The sequence below is a fragment of the Stenotrophomonas sp. YJH_SMC_25 genome (genome assembly GCF_059369595.1).
Genome location: NZ_JCAFSV010000011.1, coordinates 99959 through 114856 on the forward strand (window position 1 = coordinate 99959; position 14898 = coordinate 114856).

The 14898-nt window shown below is 68.3% G+C and carries 16 protein-coding genes and 1 riboswitch; of the genes, 9 read left to right on the plus strand and 7 right to left on the minus strand.

Annotation, left to right across the window (positions count from 1 at the left end; translation table 11 throughout):
* Nucleotides 1–78: 78 nt before the first annotated feature.
* Genes AC5P7E_RS15825 through AC5P7E_RS15835 form a run of 3 tightly spaced genes read left to right on the plus strand, consistent with a single transcriptional unit; the run spans nt 79 to nt 2521 of the window.
* On the plus strand, nt 79–1143 hold the full coding sequence (locus AC5P7E_RS15825) for a class I SAM-dependent methyltransferase (RefSeq protein WP_024957099.1): 1065 nt from the start codon (nt 79–81) through the stop codon (nt 1141–1143).
* Entirely contained in the window at nt 1140–1841 is a 702-nt protein-coding gene (locus AC5P7E_RS15830; protein WP_005407927.1) for a pseudouridine synthase, read from the plus strand. Before AC5P7E_RS15825 ends, AC5P7E_RS15830 begins: the two co-directional genes overlap by 4 nt.
* A complete protein-coding gene (locus AC5P7E_RS15835) occupies nt 1838–2521 on the plus strand; it encodes an HAD family hydrolase (RefSeq protein WP_099490821.1) in 684 nt (227 codons plus the stop codon). Before AC5P7E_RS15830 ends, AC5P7E_RS15835 begins: the two co-directional genes overlap by 4 nt.
* Before the next feature lie 116 nt (nt 2522–2637).
* Here the strand turns inward: AC5P7E_RS15835 and fabB are convergent, their stop codons facing one another.
* Together fabB and fabA are read right to left on the minus strand one after the other, a co-directional pair.
* The gene (gene fabB, locus AC5P7E_RS15840; RefSeq protein WP_111686829.1) at nt 2638–3846 is read right to left on the minus strand and encodes a beta-ketoacyl-ACP synthase I; all 1209 of its coding nucleotides are present in this window, start codon (nt 3844–3846) and stop codon (nt 2638–2640) included.
* Nucleotides 3846–4361: a 3-hydroxyacyl-[acyl-carrier-protein] dehydratase FabA gene (gene fabA, locus AC5P7E_RS15845; RefSeq protein ID WP_049480813.1), complete on the minus strand. Its 516-nt coding sequence runs from the start codon at nt 4359–4361 to the stop codon at nt 3846–3848. Before fabA ends, fabB begins: the two co-directional genes overlap by 1 nt.
* Nucleotides 4362–4551: 190 nt before the next feature.
* Between fabA and dinB the strand changes: the two genes are divergently transcribed.
* Nucleotides 4552–5646 carry a DNA polymerase IV gene (gene dinB / locus AC5P7E_RS15850; protein ID WP_114618956.1) on the plus strand — a complete coding sequence of 365 codons (1095 nt, stop codon included), beginning with the start codon at nt 4552–4554 and terminating at the stop codon, nt 5644–5646.
* Between the two features lie 299 nt (nt 5647–5945).
* Here the strand turns inward: dinB and AC5P7E_RS15855 are convergent, their stop codons facing one another.
* Both AC5P7E_RS15855 and AC5P7E_RS15860 read right to left on the minus strand, forming a co-directional pair.
* A complete protein-coding gene (locus AC5P7E_RS15855) occupies nt 5946–6857 on the minus strand; it encodes an MBL fold metallo-hydrolase (RefSeq protein ID WP_114618957.1) in 912 nt (303 codons plus the stop codon).
* A gap of 161 nt (nt 6858–7018) precedes the next feature.
* Complete coding sequence (locus AC5P7E_RS15860) at nt 7019–7657, minus strand: NAD(P)-dependent oxidoreductase (RefSeq protein ID WP_012479034.1); 639 nt, start codon at nt 7655–7657, stop codon at nt 7019–7021.
* Nucleotides 7658–7765: 108 nt separating this feature from the next.
* Between AC5P7E_RS15860 and AC5P7E_RS15865 the strand changes: the two genes are divergently transcribed.
* The 3 genes from AC5P7E_RS15865 (at nt 7766) to gph (ending at nt 10204) form a co-directional block, all read left to right on the plus strand.
* Nucleotides 7766–8695 (plus strand): LysR family transcriptional regulator, encoded by a 930-nt coding sequence (locus AC5P7E_RS15865; protein WP_005407934.1) that lies wholly within the window; start codon nt 7766–7768, stop codon nt 8693–8695.
* Nucleotides 8692–9483, plus strand: a complete 792-nt coding sequence (locus AC5P7E_RS15870; RefSeq protein ID WP_005412139.1) for a class I SAM-dependent methyltransferase — start codon at nt 8692–8694, stop codon at nt 9481–9483. Before AC5P7E_RS15865 ends, AC5P7E_RS15870 begins: the two co-directional genes overlap by 4 nt.
* A 64-nt stretch (nt 9484–9547) precedes the next feature.
* A complete protein-coding gene (gene gph / locus AC5P7E_RS15875) occupies nt 9548–10204 on the plus strand; it encodes a phosphoglycolate phosphatase (RefSeq protein ID WP_049395651.1) in 657 nt (218 codons plus the stop codon).
* 100 nt (nt 10205–10304) lie between these two features.
* Here gph and btuB read toward each other — a convergent pair whose 3' ends face one another.
* Nucleotides 10305–12146, minus strand: a complete 1842-nt coding sequence (gene btuB / locus AC5P7E_RS15880; protein WP_114618958.1) for a TonB-dependent vitamin B12 receptor — start codon at nt 12144–12146, stop codon at nt 10305–10307.
* A gap of 115 nt (nt 12147–12261) precedes the next feature.
* A riboswitch (cobalamin riboswitch) is annotated at nt 12262–12484 on the minus strand.
* A gap of 143 nt (nt 12485–12627) precedes the next feature.
* Between btuB and AC5P7E_RS15885 the strand changes: the two genes are divergently transcribed.
* On the plus strand, nt 12628–13206 hold the full coding sequence (locus tag AC5P7E_RS15885; protein ID WP_005407938.1) for a histidine phosphatase family protein: 579 nt from the start codon (nt 12628–12630) through the stop codon (nt 13204–13206).
* 91 nt (nt 13207–13297) lie between these two features.
* On the opposite strand, the gene AC5P7E_RS15890 is transcribed toward AC5P7E_RS15885, so the two are convergent.
* Nucleotides 13298–13660 carry a TfoX/Sxy family protein gene (locus AC5P7E_RS15890; protein WP_012479039.1) on the minus strand — a complete coding sequence of 121 codons (363 nt, stop codon included), beginning with the start codon at nt 13658–13660 and terminating at the stop codon, nt 13298–13300.
* Nucleotides 13657–14139, minus strand: coding sequence for a GAF domain-containing protein (locus AC5P7E_RS15895; protein WP_114618959.1), 483 nt, complete (start codon nt 14137–14139; stop codon nt 13657–13659). The genes AC5P7E_RS15890 and AC5P7E_RS15895 overlap by 4 nt, the downstream gene beginning before the upstream one ends.
* 68 nt (nt 14140–14207) lie before the next feature.
* On the opposite strand from AC5P7E_RS15895, the gene bioD reads away from it, so the two are divergent.
* On the plus strand, nt 14208–14891 hold the full coding sequence (gene bioD / locus AC5P7E_RS15900) for a dethiobiotin synthase (protein WP_114618960.1): 684 nt from the start codon (nt 14208–14210) through the stop codon (nt 14889–14891).
* The last annotated feature ends 7 nt before the right edge of the window (nt 14892–14898 follow it).

The following is a 14898-nucleotide window of genomic DNA, read 5'->3' on the forward strand; positions in this document are numbered from 1 at the left end:
TTTCGCAAAGCGGCTGCCGGGGCCGACCCGGTCAAGCCGGTACAATGGACGGCCCTCACGCTTGAAGTACCCGCGCCGATGGCCTCCAGCGACGACGCCCCCCTGCAGACCCTGTTCCTGCCGTTCTCCCAAGGCGCCCTGCGCTGGCCGGAAGGCCCCGTGGCTTTCCTGCGGGCCCGCGACGGCTGGCCGCTGCGCGAAGTGGCCGGCAACCGCGAGGTGCATTGCGAGCAGAGCTTCGCCCCGTTCGCGCAGCCGCTGCAGCAGGCCGCCGGCTGGACCGTCAGCGGCCAGCTGGATGATGTGGCCGGCAAGGGCCGCTACCCGCTGGTGCTGGTGCTGCCGCCGCGCCAGCGTGAAGAAGCCCGCGCGCTGTTCGCCCGCGCGCTGGCGCTGGTCGCCGACGGTGGCCGCATCGTTGCCTGCCAGTCCAACAACGAAGGCGCACGCTCGGGCGAGGGTGACCTCAAGCAGCTGACCGGCCTCGGCGGCAGCCTGACCAAGAATCACTGCCGCGTGTACTGGACCGCGCCGATGCAGGGCCAGCACGACGCCGACCTGGCCAAGCGCTGGTTGGCACTGGATGCGGTGCGGCCAATCGTCGGCGGCCGTTTCCTCAGCCGCCCGGGCGTGTTCGCCTGGGATCGCATCGACCCGGCGTCGGCGCTGTTGGCCGAACACCTGCCGGCCGACCTGGCCGGGCGTGCCGCCGACCTCGGCGCGGGCTACGGCTACCTGTCGCGCGAGCTGCTGGAACGCTGCCCGAAGATCACCGCGCTGGACCTGTACGAAGCCGAGCAGCGTGCGCTGGCACTGGCCGAACTCAATCTGGCGCCGCCGCCGCGCCCGCTGCCGCTGCGCTTCCGGTGGCAGGACGTCACCGCGGGTATCGAACCGGGCTACGACGTCATCATCAGCAACCCGCCGTTCCACACGCCGTCGCGCGCCGATCGCCCGGACATCGGCCAGCGCTTCATCGCCGTGGCCGCGCAGGCGTTGCGCCCGGGCGGACGCCTGTACGTAGTGGCCAACCGCCACCTGCCGTACGAGTACACGCTCAACGAGAGCTTTGGCGCGGTGCGCGTGATAGCCGAGCGTGATGGCTTCAAGCTGGTGGAAGCGGTGAAGGGGAAGGGCAAGTGAAGCTGGTCAAGCTCATCGCCAACCTGGGCTATGGCAGCCGCAAGCAGGTGCAGTGGATGTTCCGCGAAGGCCGCGTCACCGACGCCGACGGCGAGGTGCTGTATGCCGACGACCAGGTGCCGCACGAGGCGATCCGTGTCGACGGCGAGCCGCTGGACCCGCCGGTGGGCCTGTCGATCGCGCTGCACAAGCCGGCCGGCTACACCTGCTCGACCAAGGACACCGGCCGCCTGATCTACGATCTGCTGCCGCCGCGCTTCCGCGATCGCGATCCGGTGCTGTCCACGGTGGGCCGCCTCGACCGCGAGACCAGTGGCCTGCTGCTGCTGACCGACGATGGCGGCCTGCTGCACCGGATCATCTCGCCGAAGTCGAAGCTGCCGAAAGTCTATGAGGTCGAGTTGAGCGACGACCTGCGCGGCGACGAGGTAGCGCTGTTCGCCAGCGGGACGCTGATGCTGGAGTCCGAGAAGACGCCCCTGCTGCCGGCTGAACTGGAAGTGCTGGATGCGCGTCGCGCGCGCCTGGTGCTGCACGAAGGCCGCTACCATCAGGTACGCCGCATGTTCGCCGCCACCGGCAACCACGTGCAGGCCCTGCACCGCAGCCGCGTCGGCGGGCTGGATCTGCAGGGGCTGGACGAAGGGCAATGGCGGCAGCTCACCTCCACCGACCTGGATACGCTGTTCGCTCCATGACCACCATCGCTGCGCTGCCGTTCCTCCCCGACGCCGTCATCTTCGACATGGACGGCCTGATGATCGACAGCGAGCGGGTTTCGCTGGCCTGCTGGAGCCAGGCCGCCGACGAGTTCGGACTGGGCCTGGACGAGGGGGTGTTCCTGCGCATGGTCGGCCTCGGTGACCGTGACACGCACGCGCTGCTGCGTGCGCAGGGCATCGAGGACAGCGTGATCGAGGCGGTGGCCGCGCGCTGCCACGACCTGTATGAAGCACGCACACAGACCGGCCTGCCGTTGCGGCCGGGCATCCTGGAGTTGCTGGAGTTGTTGAAGGCGCACGCGGTACCGCGTGCGGTGGCAACCACCACGCGGCAGCCGCGCGCCAACCGCAAGCTGGCCGCTGCCGGCCTGCTGCCGTATTTCGATGCGGTGATCACCAGTGGCGACGTGGCGCGGCCGAAGCCGGCGCCGGATATCTACCTGCTGGCCGCGCAGCGGCTGGGCCAGGCGCCGGAACGCTGCCTGGCGCTGGAAGACTCACCGGCCGGTACGCGTGCGGCGCTGGCGGCCGGCATGACCGTGATCCAGGTGCCCGACCTGGTCCATCCTGACGAAGAACTACGCGCACTGGGCCACCGCATCGTCGGCTCGCTGGTGGACGCGCACGCGCTGCTGCTGCCGTTGTTGCCGAGGTAACCGGTAGGTGCCGACCGTTGGTCGGCACACCCCAATGCCCCGGTGGGTGCCAACCTTGGTTGGCACTCTTTACTGCCCTGGTGGGTGCCGACCGTTGGTCGGCACACCTGTCCACATCACACCCGCCCGAACACCAGCGCGGCGTTGGTGCCACCGAAGCCGAAGCTGTTGGACATCACCGTATCCAGCTTCTGCTCGCGGCTTTCGCGCAGGATCGGGAAGCTCTCCACCTTCGGGTCCAGCTCACCGATGTTGGCCGAACCGGCAACGAAGCCATCGCGCATCATCAGCAGGCAGTAGATCGCCTCGTGCACGCTCGCCGCACCGAGCGAATGGCCGGACAGCGCCTTGGTCGAGGACAGCGGCGGCACCGCATCGCCGAACACTTCGCGGATCGCATTGAGCTCGGTGACGTCGCCCAGCGGCGTGGAGGTGCCGTGGGTGTTGAGGTAGTCCAGCGGGCGATCGACGCCCTGCAGCGCCATCTTCATGCAGCGCACCGCGCCTTCGCCGGACGGAGCGACCATGTCGGCGCCGTCGGAGGTCACGCCATAGCCGATCAGTTCGGCGTGGATGTGCGCGCCGCGCGCAACGGCGTGGTCGTAGTCTTCCAGCACCAGCATGCCGCCACCACCGGCGATGACGAAGCCGTCGCGGTCCTTGTCGTACGGACGCGAGGCGCTGGCCGGGGTTTCGTTGAAGCTGGTCGACAGCGCGCCCATCGCATCGAACATCACGCTCATCGACCAGTGCAGGTCTTCACCGCCACCGGCGAACATGATGTCCTGCGCGCCATGGCGGATCATGTCCGCGGCCGCGCCGATGCAGTGCGCCGAGGTCGCGCAGGCGGCCGACAGCGAATAGCTGACGCCCTTGATCTGGTAGGCCGTAGCCAGGCAGGCCGAGACCGTCGAGCACATCGTGCGCGGCACCATGTACGGGCCGACCTTGCGCACGCCACGTTCGCGCAGCAGGTCGACCGCGCCGATCTGCCATTCGCTGGAGCCGCCACCGGAACCGGCGATCAGGCCGGTGCGCAGGCTGCTGACCTGATCGGCGCTGAGCCCGGCATCGGCGATGGCATCGCGCATGGCCAGATAGGCGAAGGCCGCTGCATCGCTCATGAAGCGCTTCTGCTTGCGGTCGATCAGCGCCTCCAGATCGAGGTCGACACGACCGCCGACCTGGCTGCGCAGGCCCGCTTCGGCGTGGTCGGCCAGGGCGGTGATGCCCGAGCGCCCTTCGCGCAGCGCGGCCGAAACGGTATCCAGATCATTGCCGAGGCAGGACGTGATGCCCATGCCGGTGATGACGACGCGACGCATCAGAAGCTCCCGGTTTCGGTGAACAGGCCGACGCGCAGGTCGCGCGCGCTGTAGATTTCGCGGTCATCCACATACATGCGGGCGTCCGACTGGGCCATCACCAGCTTGCGGTTGATGACGCGGCTGATGTCGATCTCGTAGCGCACCAGCTTGGCCTCCGGCAGCACCTGGCCGGTGAACTTCACCTCGCCGCAGCCCAGTGCGCGGCCCTTGCCGGGGGCGCCCAGCCAGGTCAGGAAGAAGCCGGTCAGCTGCCACATGGCATCCAGGCCGAGGCAGCCGGGCATCACCGGGTCGCCGATGAAGTGGCAGCCGAAGAACCACAGGTCCGGGCGGATATCCAGTTCGGCGCGTACCATGCCCTTGCCATGCGGTCCGCCGTCCTCGCGGATGTCGGTGATGCGGTCGAACATCAGCATCGGATCGTTGGGCAAACGGCCGGCGGCGGCGCCGAACAGTTCACCGCGTGCGCTGGCCAGCAGCTGTTCGCGGTTGAACGCGTGGAGACGGGTCATGAAGCACAATCCTGGAAGCGAAGAACAGGGAAACAAGCGCCCGAGAATGCCCGTGGAAACTGCGCCGATCAAACATTTCAACCGTACGCAACCGTAGTGTTTTCAAGGGAATACGCGCATCCTGTTGATGTGCAACGACCATACTTCGGCGTGTGGCCCGTTCGGCACGCCCCCGCCCTTTCCGCCTGACATGACCCGACTGCGCAAGATCATCCACGTTGACATGGACGCGTTCTACGCGTCGGTGGAGCAGCGCGACGATCCGTCACTGCGCGGCAAGCCGGTGGTCGTGGCATGGCGTGGTGCCCGCTCGGTGGTGTGTGCGGCGTCCTACGAGGCGCGCGTGTTCGGCGTGCGTTCGGCGATGCCCGCCGTGCGTGCCGAGCGCCTGTGCCCGGACGCGATCTTCGTGCCGCCGGACTTCGCGCGTTACAAGGCGGTGTCACAGCAGGTACGCGCGATCTTCCTGCGCCATACCGACCTGGTCGAGCCGCTGTCGCTGGACGAGGCCTATCTGGACGTGACCGAGCCGAAGAGTGGCATTGAACTGGCCACCGACATCGCCCGCACCATCCGCGCGCAGATCCGCGAGGAAACGAACCTGACTGCTTCAGCCGGGATCGCGCCGAACAAGTTCCTGGCCAAGATCGCCTCGGACTGGCGCAAGCCCGACGGCCAGTTCGTGATTCCGCCGCAGCGCGTGGATGCGTTCCTGGCGCCGCTGCCGGTGAACCGCGTGCCTGGCGTCGGCAAGGTCATGGAAGGCAAGCTGGCCGCGCGCGGCATCGCCACCTGCGGCGACCTGCGGCAGTGGGCCTTGATCGATCTGGAAGAGGCATTCGGCAGTTTCGGCCGCAGCCTGTACAACCGCGCACGTGGCATCGACGAGCGGCCGGTGGAACCGGACCAGCAGGTGCAGTCGATCTCCTCGGAGGACACCTTCGCCGAAGACCTGCTGCTGGAAGACCTGACCGAGGCGATCGTGCAGCTGGCAGGGAAGACCTGGAACGCCACGCGCAAGACCGAGCGCATCGGCCACACCGTGGTGCTGAAACTGAAGACCGCGCAGTTCCGCATCCTCACCCGCAGCTTCACCCCGGAGCGCCCGCCGGAATCGATGGAAGAGCTGCGTGACATCGCCCTGTCGCTGCGCGCCCGCGTCGACCTGCCGGCGGAGACCCGTTACCGCCTGGTCGGCGTCGGGCTGGGTGGCTTCCGCGAAAAGGAGGCGGTGGTGCAGGGGGAATTGTTCGAGCACGACATGATCAATCCCACAGATGCCTAATCATCAAACAGGGGGGTCAGAGCCCGTTGCGCAGCAACGGGATCCGGCCCCGTGCCGACCAACGGTCGGCACCCACCATCAGCAGCAGGTTCCGACAGATAGCGGGAAACTGTCGAAGGCGGGGTGGGTCCGGTTGCGGGGGGTGAGCCGCATGGATGCGGCGATCGAGCTTACATGGACGTACTTGCAGCGTCCCCCGCAACCGGACCCACCCCGCCATCCCACGGATAGCCAGCTGTTGCTGTTGCTGTTGCCTCTGCGGGTGCAGGGCGCAGCCCTGCAAAAGAAAACTCCCTACCTCACGGCCACTGCATCTCGCCCTTGGCCACCTTCGCACTCAGTTCCAGCGACGCCACGCCCGCCAGCTTCGGATAACGCGCCTGCATCGCCTTCACCAGCGCCGCACTGTCCTTGGCCTTTGCCGTCTCGGCATCGAACGCGCGGATGTAGTCCGCCGTGAACACCAGCGCACTGGCATCTAGTGCGGCACCCGGCGCGTAATGCCCCGGCACCACCACCTTCGGCTTCAACGCCTGCAACTGCTGCAGGGTCTGCAGCCAGTCGGCATGCGACTTCGGCGTCTGCGTGTCGGCCATCCACACGTGTTCACCGGCCACCACCGGAATGCCGCCGACGATCGCGCGCAGCGACGGCACCCACAGCACTGTGCGGTCCGGGGTCGGGCCATCCAGGCCGATCAGCGGCAGGCGCTGGCCTTCCAGCTGCAGGGCATCGCCATCCAGCACCTGCGGCACCACGATGCGCGACGGCACGTCGGCACCCATCTTCGGCCCCCAGTAGGCCAGCTTGCCGGCCTGGGTCTGCTGGATGTGGGCAACGGTCTGCGCAGTGGCGACGATGCGTGCCTGCGGGAACGCGTCCTGCAGGGTAGCCAGGCCGAAGTAGTAGTCCGGATCACCGTGGCTGATGTAGATCGTTGTCAGCTGCTTGCCGCTGGCGCGGATCAGCTCGACCAGCTTGCGCGCATCGCTGGCGCCGAACTGCGCGTTGACCAGGATCGCATCGCGGCGGCCTTCGATCAGCACCGAGGACACCGAGAACATCGCCTGCGGACCGGGATGGAAGGTCTGCAGGTGCAGCTGGGATCTTGTCGCTGCCGCGGGCGCCGCGGTGGCCGTTGCGGCCAGCAGCGGCGCACTGGTGAAGCTGGCGGCCAGGGCGAGGGGAAGCAGCAGGGCAGCGGTGCGCATGGGAAATTCCTTGTGTCGAATGGGGAGCCGAACGTGGGCTATGCCGGGCGTCCTTGCCCGGGCCTCTGCGGGCCGTCGCAAGCGACGCTGGCAACGGCTCCTGCCGTTGCCTTCGGCTCTACAGCTGGGTAGCGCCGGGCCATGCCCGGCGGACGCCATGATCAGTACGCCGCGGTGATGATCTGCTTCGGGTACTGCTGCGCTTCCAGCTCGGCGACGAACGCGGCGCCGTAGTCGGCGTAGCTGATGCGGCTGTGGCCGCTGGCATCAGCGAGGAAGGCCTTGGGCTGCACGCGGTACTGGCCGCGCTCTTCGCCCGGGCCGATTTCGGCGGCCGGCGAGAAGAAGGTCCAGTCCAGGTCGTCCACCGCCTGCAGGCGATTGAAGGCTTCACGATGGGCCAGCGCGTACGGCTTGTAGGCCTCCGGGAAGTTGGGGGTATCGACCAGCTGCACGCCCGGCGCGACTTCCAGGCTGCCGGCGCCACCGACCACCACCAGGCGCGGTACACCGGCCTTGCGCGCGGCGGCGGCCAGCTGCGCGGCCACTTCGCCGACGCGGCCGATGTCATCGCCCGGACGCGGGCCATAGGCGCTGGCCAGCACGTCGTGGCCGGCGATGGCGGCGACCAGGGCATCCTGGTCATCCAGCGAGGCGATCACCGGATGGGCACCGGCCAGTTCGGCCGGAAGATCCTGCGCGCTGCGCACGATGACGGTGAGTTCGTGGCCGTTGGCCAGCGCGTGGCGGGCGATCTGGCGGCCGATGTTGCCGGTGGAACCAACGAGGGCGATCTTCATGGCAGGACTCCGTGGGGCGGTGTGGGGTGGGAATGGGGCCACTCTAGGCCGCTGCAGTCGCTCGAAAAACAGCGTATAACGCGCTTGTTTGTTGCATGGATCGAGCATATGGACCGACTGACCGCCATGACCGTATTCGTCGAGGTGGCCGAGCGCGGCAGCCTCACCGCCGCCGCCGAGGTGCTGGACATGTCGCGGGCGATGGTCAGCCGCTACCTGGCCGAGGTCGAGGCTTGGCTGGGCGCGCGCCTGCTGCACCGGACCACGCGCCGGGTCAGCCTGACCGGCCCGGGCGAGGCGGCGCTGGCGCGCTTCCGGCAGATGCTGGCCATCGGCGAGGAACTGCAGGGCGAGCTGGCCAGCGACGATCCCGAACCGCATGGCACGCTGCGGGTGACCGCCAGCGTGTCGTTCGGGCAGAGCCACCTGGCGCGTGCGGTGGCCGGTTTCGTCGCACGCCATCCGGCGGCGCGCATCGAGCTGCTGCTGGTCGACCGCATGGTGAACCTGGTGGAAGAGCGGGTGGACCTTGCGGTGCGCATCGCCCGCCAGATCGATCCCAGCCTGATCGCACGACGGCTGGCCACCTGCCGCTCGGTGCTGTGCGCGACGCCGTCGTACCTGCAGGCGCGCGGTACGCCTACCGCCCCGGAACACCTGGCCGGGCACAACTGCCTGACCCATCACTACGTGGGCAAGAGCCTGTGGCAGCTGCACCGCGATGGCCGTTCGCTGTCGGTGGCGGTGGGCGGCAACATCAGCGCCAACGAAGCGTCGCTGTTGCTGGAGGCGGTGCGTGCGGGCGCCGGCATCGCGATGCTGCCGACCTACCAGGTGGCGCCACTGCTGCGCAGTGGCGAGCTGATCGAGTTATTGCCCGAGTTCAGTCTGGACGAACTCGGCATTCATGCCGTGTACGCATCACGGCGCCAGCAGCCCGCTATCATGCGGCGATTCCTGGACTTCCTGGCCGAGTGTTTCGCCAGCCCGGCCTTCCAGGATCTGGATTGGCGCCCACCGGGCAAGGAGAACACATGAACCACGGACAGGCCTTGATCGACCACAACCGTGCTGCCTGGGACCGCCAGGCCAGCGAAGTGCGCGAATGGTCGCGCCCGGTGGAAAGCTCAACGATTGCCGCCGCGCGCGATGGCCGCTGGCAGGTGCACCTGACCCCGCGCGCGCTGCCGCTGGACTGGCTGGGGGATGTGCGCGGCCGCCGCATCCTCTGCCTGGCCTCGGGCGGTGGCCAGCAGGCCCCGGTGCTGGCGGCGGCCGGGGCGGAGGTGACCGTGTTCGATCTGTCCGATGGCCAGCTCGAGCAGGATCGTCAGGTGGCGGCGCGTGATGGCCTGCAACTGCGCACGGTGCAGGGCGACATGCGCGATCTGCACGCCTTCGCCAACGACAGCTTCGATGTGGTGTTCCACCCGATCTCCAACCTGTATGTGCCCGACGTGCGCCCGGTGTGGACCGAATGCCGCCGCGTGCTGGCGCGCGATGGCATGCTGATGGCCAGCTTCTACAACCCGGTGCTGTTCGTCGGCGCGCGCGATCCGCAGCTGGATGCACAGGGCTTGATCCGGCCGCAGTACGCCATTCCCTATTCGGATCTGGAAGACCTGCCACCGGCCGAGCGCGAGGCGAAACTGGCGCGGGGCGATGCGCTGACCTTCGGCCACAGCCTGACCGAACTGATCGGTGGCCAGCTGGATGCCGGCTTCGTCATCGATCGCTTCATGGAAGACTGGCAGCCGCAGCCGCGCTTCCTGATCGACCGTTACCTGCCCACGTTCCTGGCCACGCGTGCGCGCCGGATCGGTTGAGGCAGGCCTGCCCAAAATACTGCGGCGTACAATGGACGGCCCCACGTCATGCAGGTGCAGTCCCTTGCCGTATCCGTATCCGCTGGTCGTGTTCGACCTCGATGGCACGCTGGTCGACAGCGCTGCCGATATTGCCGAAGCGCTGAACCGCACGCTGGAGGACATCGGCGTGGCGCGTGTGCCGGAAGCCACCGTGCTGGGCTGGATCGGTGACGGTGTGCGTCGTCTGGTCGAGCAGGCGGTGCAGGCCGCCGGCCGCGAGGTGGACCTGGCCGAGGTGATGCCGGTGTTCATGGTGCACTACCGTGAGTGCCTGCTGCGCAGCCCGCGGCTGTTCGACGGCGTGGGCGAAGCGCTGGCGCAACTGCGTGCGCGCAACGTGCCACTGGCGATCTGTACCAACAAGCCTGAAGCACTGGTGCCGCCGCTGCTGCAGCACCTGGGTATCGGTGATGCATTCGCGCTGGTACTGGGGGGAGATTCGCTGCCGCAGCGCAAGCCCAGCGGTGAGCCATTGCGGCACATCGCCGCGCACTTCGGGCTGCCGGTGGAGTCCTGCCTGATGGTGGGTGATTCGTTGACCGACTACCGCGCCGCCGAAGAGGCCAGCATGCCGATCGCGCTGGTGCGCTACGGCTATCCGCGCGGCCTGGACCTGGCCACCGCGCATGCGGTGGCGGTGATCGACGACCTGCGTGAACTGCCGGGGTTGCGGGGCTGAAGCAGAGGGGTAGTGCCGGCCGCTGGCCGGCAACCCGGAATGCGTTGCCGAAGGTCATGATGTTGCCGGCCAGTGGCCGGCACTACCATGAACGTTGCGCTCACTTCGGCTGGTAACGCACGCTCAACTGGTACTCGCGGCCGGGCTGGTTGAACCATGCCACCGTTTCGTAGCGACGGTCGAAGACGTTGGCGGCACGTGCCAGCAGCGACCACGATGGCGTCAGTGCGTACTCAGCGCGCAGGTCCAGCGTGCCGTAGCCTCCCACCTTCACCGTGTTGGCGGCATCGTCGTAGCGCTTGCCGGCACCCTGCACGGTCAGGCCGGCGCGGAAATCGCCGAAGCGACGGTCGATGTCCAGGCGCGCGGTCTGCTGCGCGCGGCGTGGCAGCCAGTTGTCGAACTGGGTGCTGCCGCCGGTGCGGTTGCGCGGGTCGGTGTAGCTCAGCTGCGCGTTGATGTCGAAGCCGGCCAGCAGCACGCCACCGGTCAGCTCGGCACCGCGGATGCGGGCCTTCTCCACCTGCTGCATCTTGAAGGTTGCCGCATCGTAGGTGATCAGGTCATCGATGCGGGTTTCATACACGTCCAGGCCCCAGTGCCAGCCCTGGCCCTGCTGCGAAACGCCGAGGTTGGCACTCTTGGATTTCTCCGGGTTCAACGTAGGCACGCCGCTCCACGGGTCGTACAGATCGCTGAAGGTCGGTGCCTTGAACGCCGTGCCATAGCTGGCGTTGAGGCGCAGGCCGTGGCCCAGCTCCATCGCCCAGCCAACGCTGCCGGTGGCGTGGTTGCCGAACTGCTGGTTGTCGTCGCTGCGTGCGCTGGCCTGCAGCTGGTGGCGGCCGAAGCGGCCCTGGTACTGCACGAATGCGCCGGTGTTGCGGCGGCGGTCGTCCAGGTAACCCGCGCTGCTGCCATCCAGGTTGTCTTCGCTCCAGTCCACGCCTGCGCTCAGCAGCTGGCCCTCGGCCACGCCGAAATCGCCCTGCAGGGAGGCGCTGTCGCGGTGGGTCTGTGCGCTGCCACGTGCACCGAAGTCGCCAAAGTTGTCCGACTCGTTGTCACTGCGGCCGACGTTGGCGGTGAATGCCAGGCGCTCGGACGGGGTGTAGCGCACCTTGCCGGCCAGCACCTGCTGGCGGGTTTCTGAATAGTTGTAGTAACCGTCGTAATGGTTCCTGCCGTCGGCGCGCAGGGCGCTGCCTTCCACGTTCCACTGCTCGTTGAAGGTGTAGCCACCGCGCAGGCTCTTGGACAGGTTGCGGTAGCCGTCGCGGTCGGGCTCGTCGGCGAAGCAGCCGGTGAACAGCGTGGCCGAGCCGCGGCAGGCATCGATGCCGTCGGAATGCTGGTAGGCGATATCCGCACCGAACCAGCCGCGTTCGGTACCGCCGCCAATGCCACCGCTGGCTTCACGCAGGCCGTTGCTGCCACCGCCAAGCTGGAAGTGCGGGGCGAAATCACCCTGGTTGCGGCGGGTGAAGATCTGGATCACGCCACCGATGGCGTCGGCGCCGTACAGGCTCGACTGCGGGCCGCGCACGATTTCCACGCGCTCGATCTGCGCCAGCGGCAGGTCCTGGTACATGGCCAGGCCGAGGTCGGCGCTGTTGATGCGCACGCCGTCCACCAGCACTACGGTGTGGCCGGAATTGGTACCGCGCAGGAACAGCGAGCTCTGCTTGCCGAGGCCGCCGGCATTGGCCAGGTTGATGCCGGCGCGACCGCGCAGCAGTTCCTGCAGCGAAGTGGCCTGGCTGGATTCGATCTGGGCGCGGTCGATCACCTGCGCCGGCGCGATGCTGTCCTGCAGGGCGATCGGGGTGCGGGTGGCAGTGACCAGGATCTGGTCGAGCGCGGTGGTGTCATTGGCGGCCTGGGCCAGCGCGGGCAGGGCGGCCAGCACGGCCAGGGACAGCATTCGGGACTGCAGCTTCATGGGGGACTCCGGGTGCCACGCACGCCCGCGTGGCGAAGGGGAGGAGCCGCGAAGGCAGGCGTGCGCCGATGCCGCAGCGCACGCCACGGTCATCCAGCGCCATGCCCACCGCATCGCGACCTGAGGCTTCCGGGCCGGTCTCCGGGCTTGCCGCCGGGTGGCGCGAGGCCACCGTCCAGGCGCCTTCCCATGCCTGCGGCACAGTGGCGGTGTTGCCTGGAACTGACGTGCTTACCGTTGCGGGGGCAGCGCCGGCCTGGCGTGGAATCACGCGTCACCGGCTTCCCGTTTCAACCTGCCGGCCATGGCCGCAGGTCACCTGGAAGTGCGCGCAGTCTACGGCATCGCAGGCCGTCCCGTTGCGTCGCGCCTGCGCGACTGCCTTTGCTGTGCCTTTAGAATGGTTGCTCGATCCCGTGGTGCCGTTGCCGATGTCCGCCCGTTTTCCGCTGTACCTGCGTCGCCCGTCCGGGACGCGCGCATGATCCTCGACCTGGTCCGCCATGCCGGCAATGGCCGTGACGAGTTCCTTGATGGCCGCAGCGACCCACCGCAGCTGGCCGGGCTGCCGCAGGAGCTGGTCGAGGCCTATGCCGGGCAGCGCTGGGAGCGGGTGATCAGTTCACCGCGGTTGCGCGCGCTGCATACGGCGATGGCCCTGGCCACGCCGCGTGGGCTGGACGTGGAAGCGGACGAGGAATGGGAAGAGCTGGACTTCGGCGATTGGGACGGGCGGTCGCTGTTCGACTTGCCGGAGGATGCACTGGCGGCCTTCCATGCCGACCCGCACGCGTTCCCGCCGCCCAATGGCGAGAGCTGGGGCCACTTCGAGCGACGCATCGCGCGCGCGCTGGATCGCCTGCTCGATGATGACGATCCGGTGCCGACGCTGGTGGTCAGCCATGGCGGCCCGTTGCGCATGGTGCTGTCGCAGGTCTGCGGCCTGCCGATGTCGCTGTGCTGGGCGCTGCGTATCGACCACGGCACGCGCCTGCGGGTGTGGCTGGAGCGCGGCGAGATCGGGCTGGTGGGTGAGCTGCTGGAGCTGCAGCAGCCCTGAGCGCACTCGCCGGGCATGGCCCGGCGCTACCGATCCCGCATCACACTGGTAGTGCCGGCCGCTGGCCGGCATCCCCAGGAACGCGGAGGCCTCAATCCTCGTCCGCGCCCCCGGGCACGCTGTCCTCAGCGTCATCGTCGGCATCGAAGCGCTGCTCATGCACCGGGCCCGACGCCGGGCCGGCTGCCTTCAGCGGATGCGCAGCGATGCGTGCTTCGTAATCCTGCACCAGTGCTTCACGCTGTGGCTCGCTCAGCTCCTGCCAATGGCAGTCCAGCAACGCGCCTTCCAGCGAGTACAGCAGGTTCAGGCTGGGCTTGAAGCCGGCGCGCTTGACCTTGACGAAGGCGCCGACGGCTCCGATCGCGACCAGGTCGTCGCGGCTGCGCAGGCCGACCTGGCGCAGCCACGCCGCACTTTTCGGGCCGATGTTGCGCAGCTTCGGTGCGCTCATCCCAACGCCTCGACGAACACGCGGGCGATGGCTTCCAGGCCGGCCTGATCTTCTGCGTCGAAGCGGCCGACCTTCGGGCTGTCGATATCGAACACGCCGATCAGTTCATCGCCGCGCAGCAGCGGCACCACCAGTTCCGAGCGCGAGGCCGAATCGCAGGCGATATGGCCGGGGAAGGCGTCGACGTCCTCCACACGCTGGGTCACGCGCTGGCTGGCGGCGGCTCCGCACACGCCCTTGTCCAGCGGGATGCGCACGCAGGCCGGCAGGCCCTGGAACGGGCCGACCACCAGTTCCTTGCCGTCGTACAGGTAGAAGCCCACCCAGTTCAGGTCGGGCAGGGCGTGGTAGACCAGGGCCGAGAGGTTGGCCGCGTTGGCGATGCGGTCGGACTCGGCGTAGACCAGGCCACGGGCCTGTTCCAGCAGCTGGGCGTATTGTTCCGGCTTGCTGCCGGTGAGCGAGGCATTGGCGAACATGCCAGCAGTCTAGCAAGCGTGCCGGGCCAGCGATAATGCACACACTGTTGCCCTGTTGGAGCCCGTCGATGCCGTTGCCCGCCACGCTGCCGCCCGCCCTGTTCGTCACCGGCACCGATACCGAGATCGGCAAGACCGCGGCCAGCACCGCGCTGCTGCATGTGCTGCGCCGGCGTGGCCTGCGTGCGGTGGGGATGAAGCCGGTGGCCAGCGGCAGCGAAGACCTGGGCCAGGGCCTGCGCAACGAAGACGCATTGGCGCTGCAGGCGGCCAGCTGGCCGGTACCGGACTATGCCGATCTGAACCCGTATGCGTTGCGCCAGCCGCTGGCACCGGAGCTGGCCGCTGCCGAGGACGGCGTGCAGGTGGAGCTGGCGCCGATCGTGGCAGCGTTCGAGCGGCTGCGCGCGCAGGCCGATGTCGTGGTGGTGGAGGGGGTTGGCGGTTGGCTGGCACCGGTCTCGGCCACGCTCGACCAGCTCGACCTGGTGCGCGCATTGCGGTTGCCGGTGTTGCTGGTGGTGGGCATGCGGCTGGGCTGCGTCAACCACGCGCGTCTGACCGCGCAGTCGTTGCAGGCCAGCGGCGTGGAGTGCCTGGGCTGGATCGGCAACCACATCGACCCGGCGATGCAGCGCCAGGATGAGAACATCGCAACGCTGCAGCAGCGCCTGCCGATGCCGTGCTGGGGGCGGCTGCCGCATCTGCCGGGAGCGGATGGCCAGATCCTGAGCACGCATCTGCTCGATTGACCTGGGG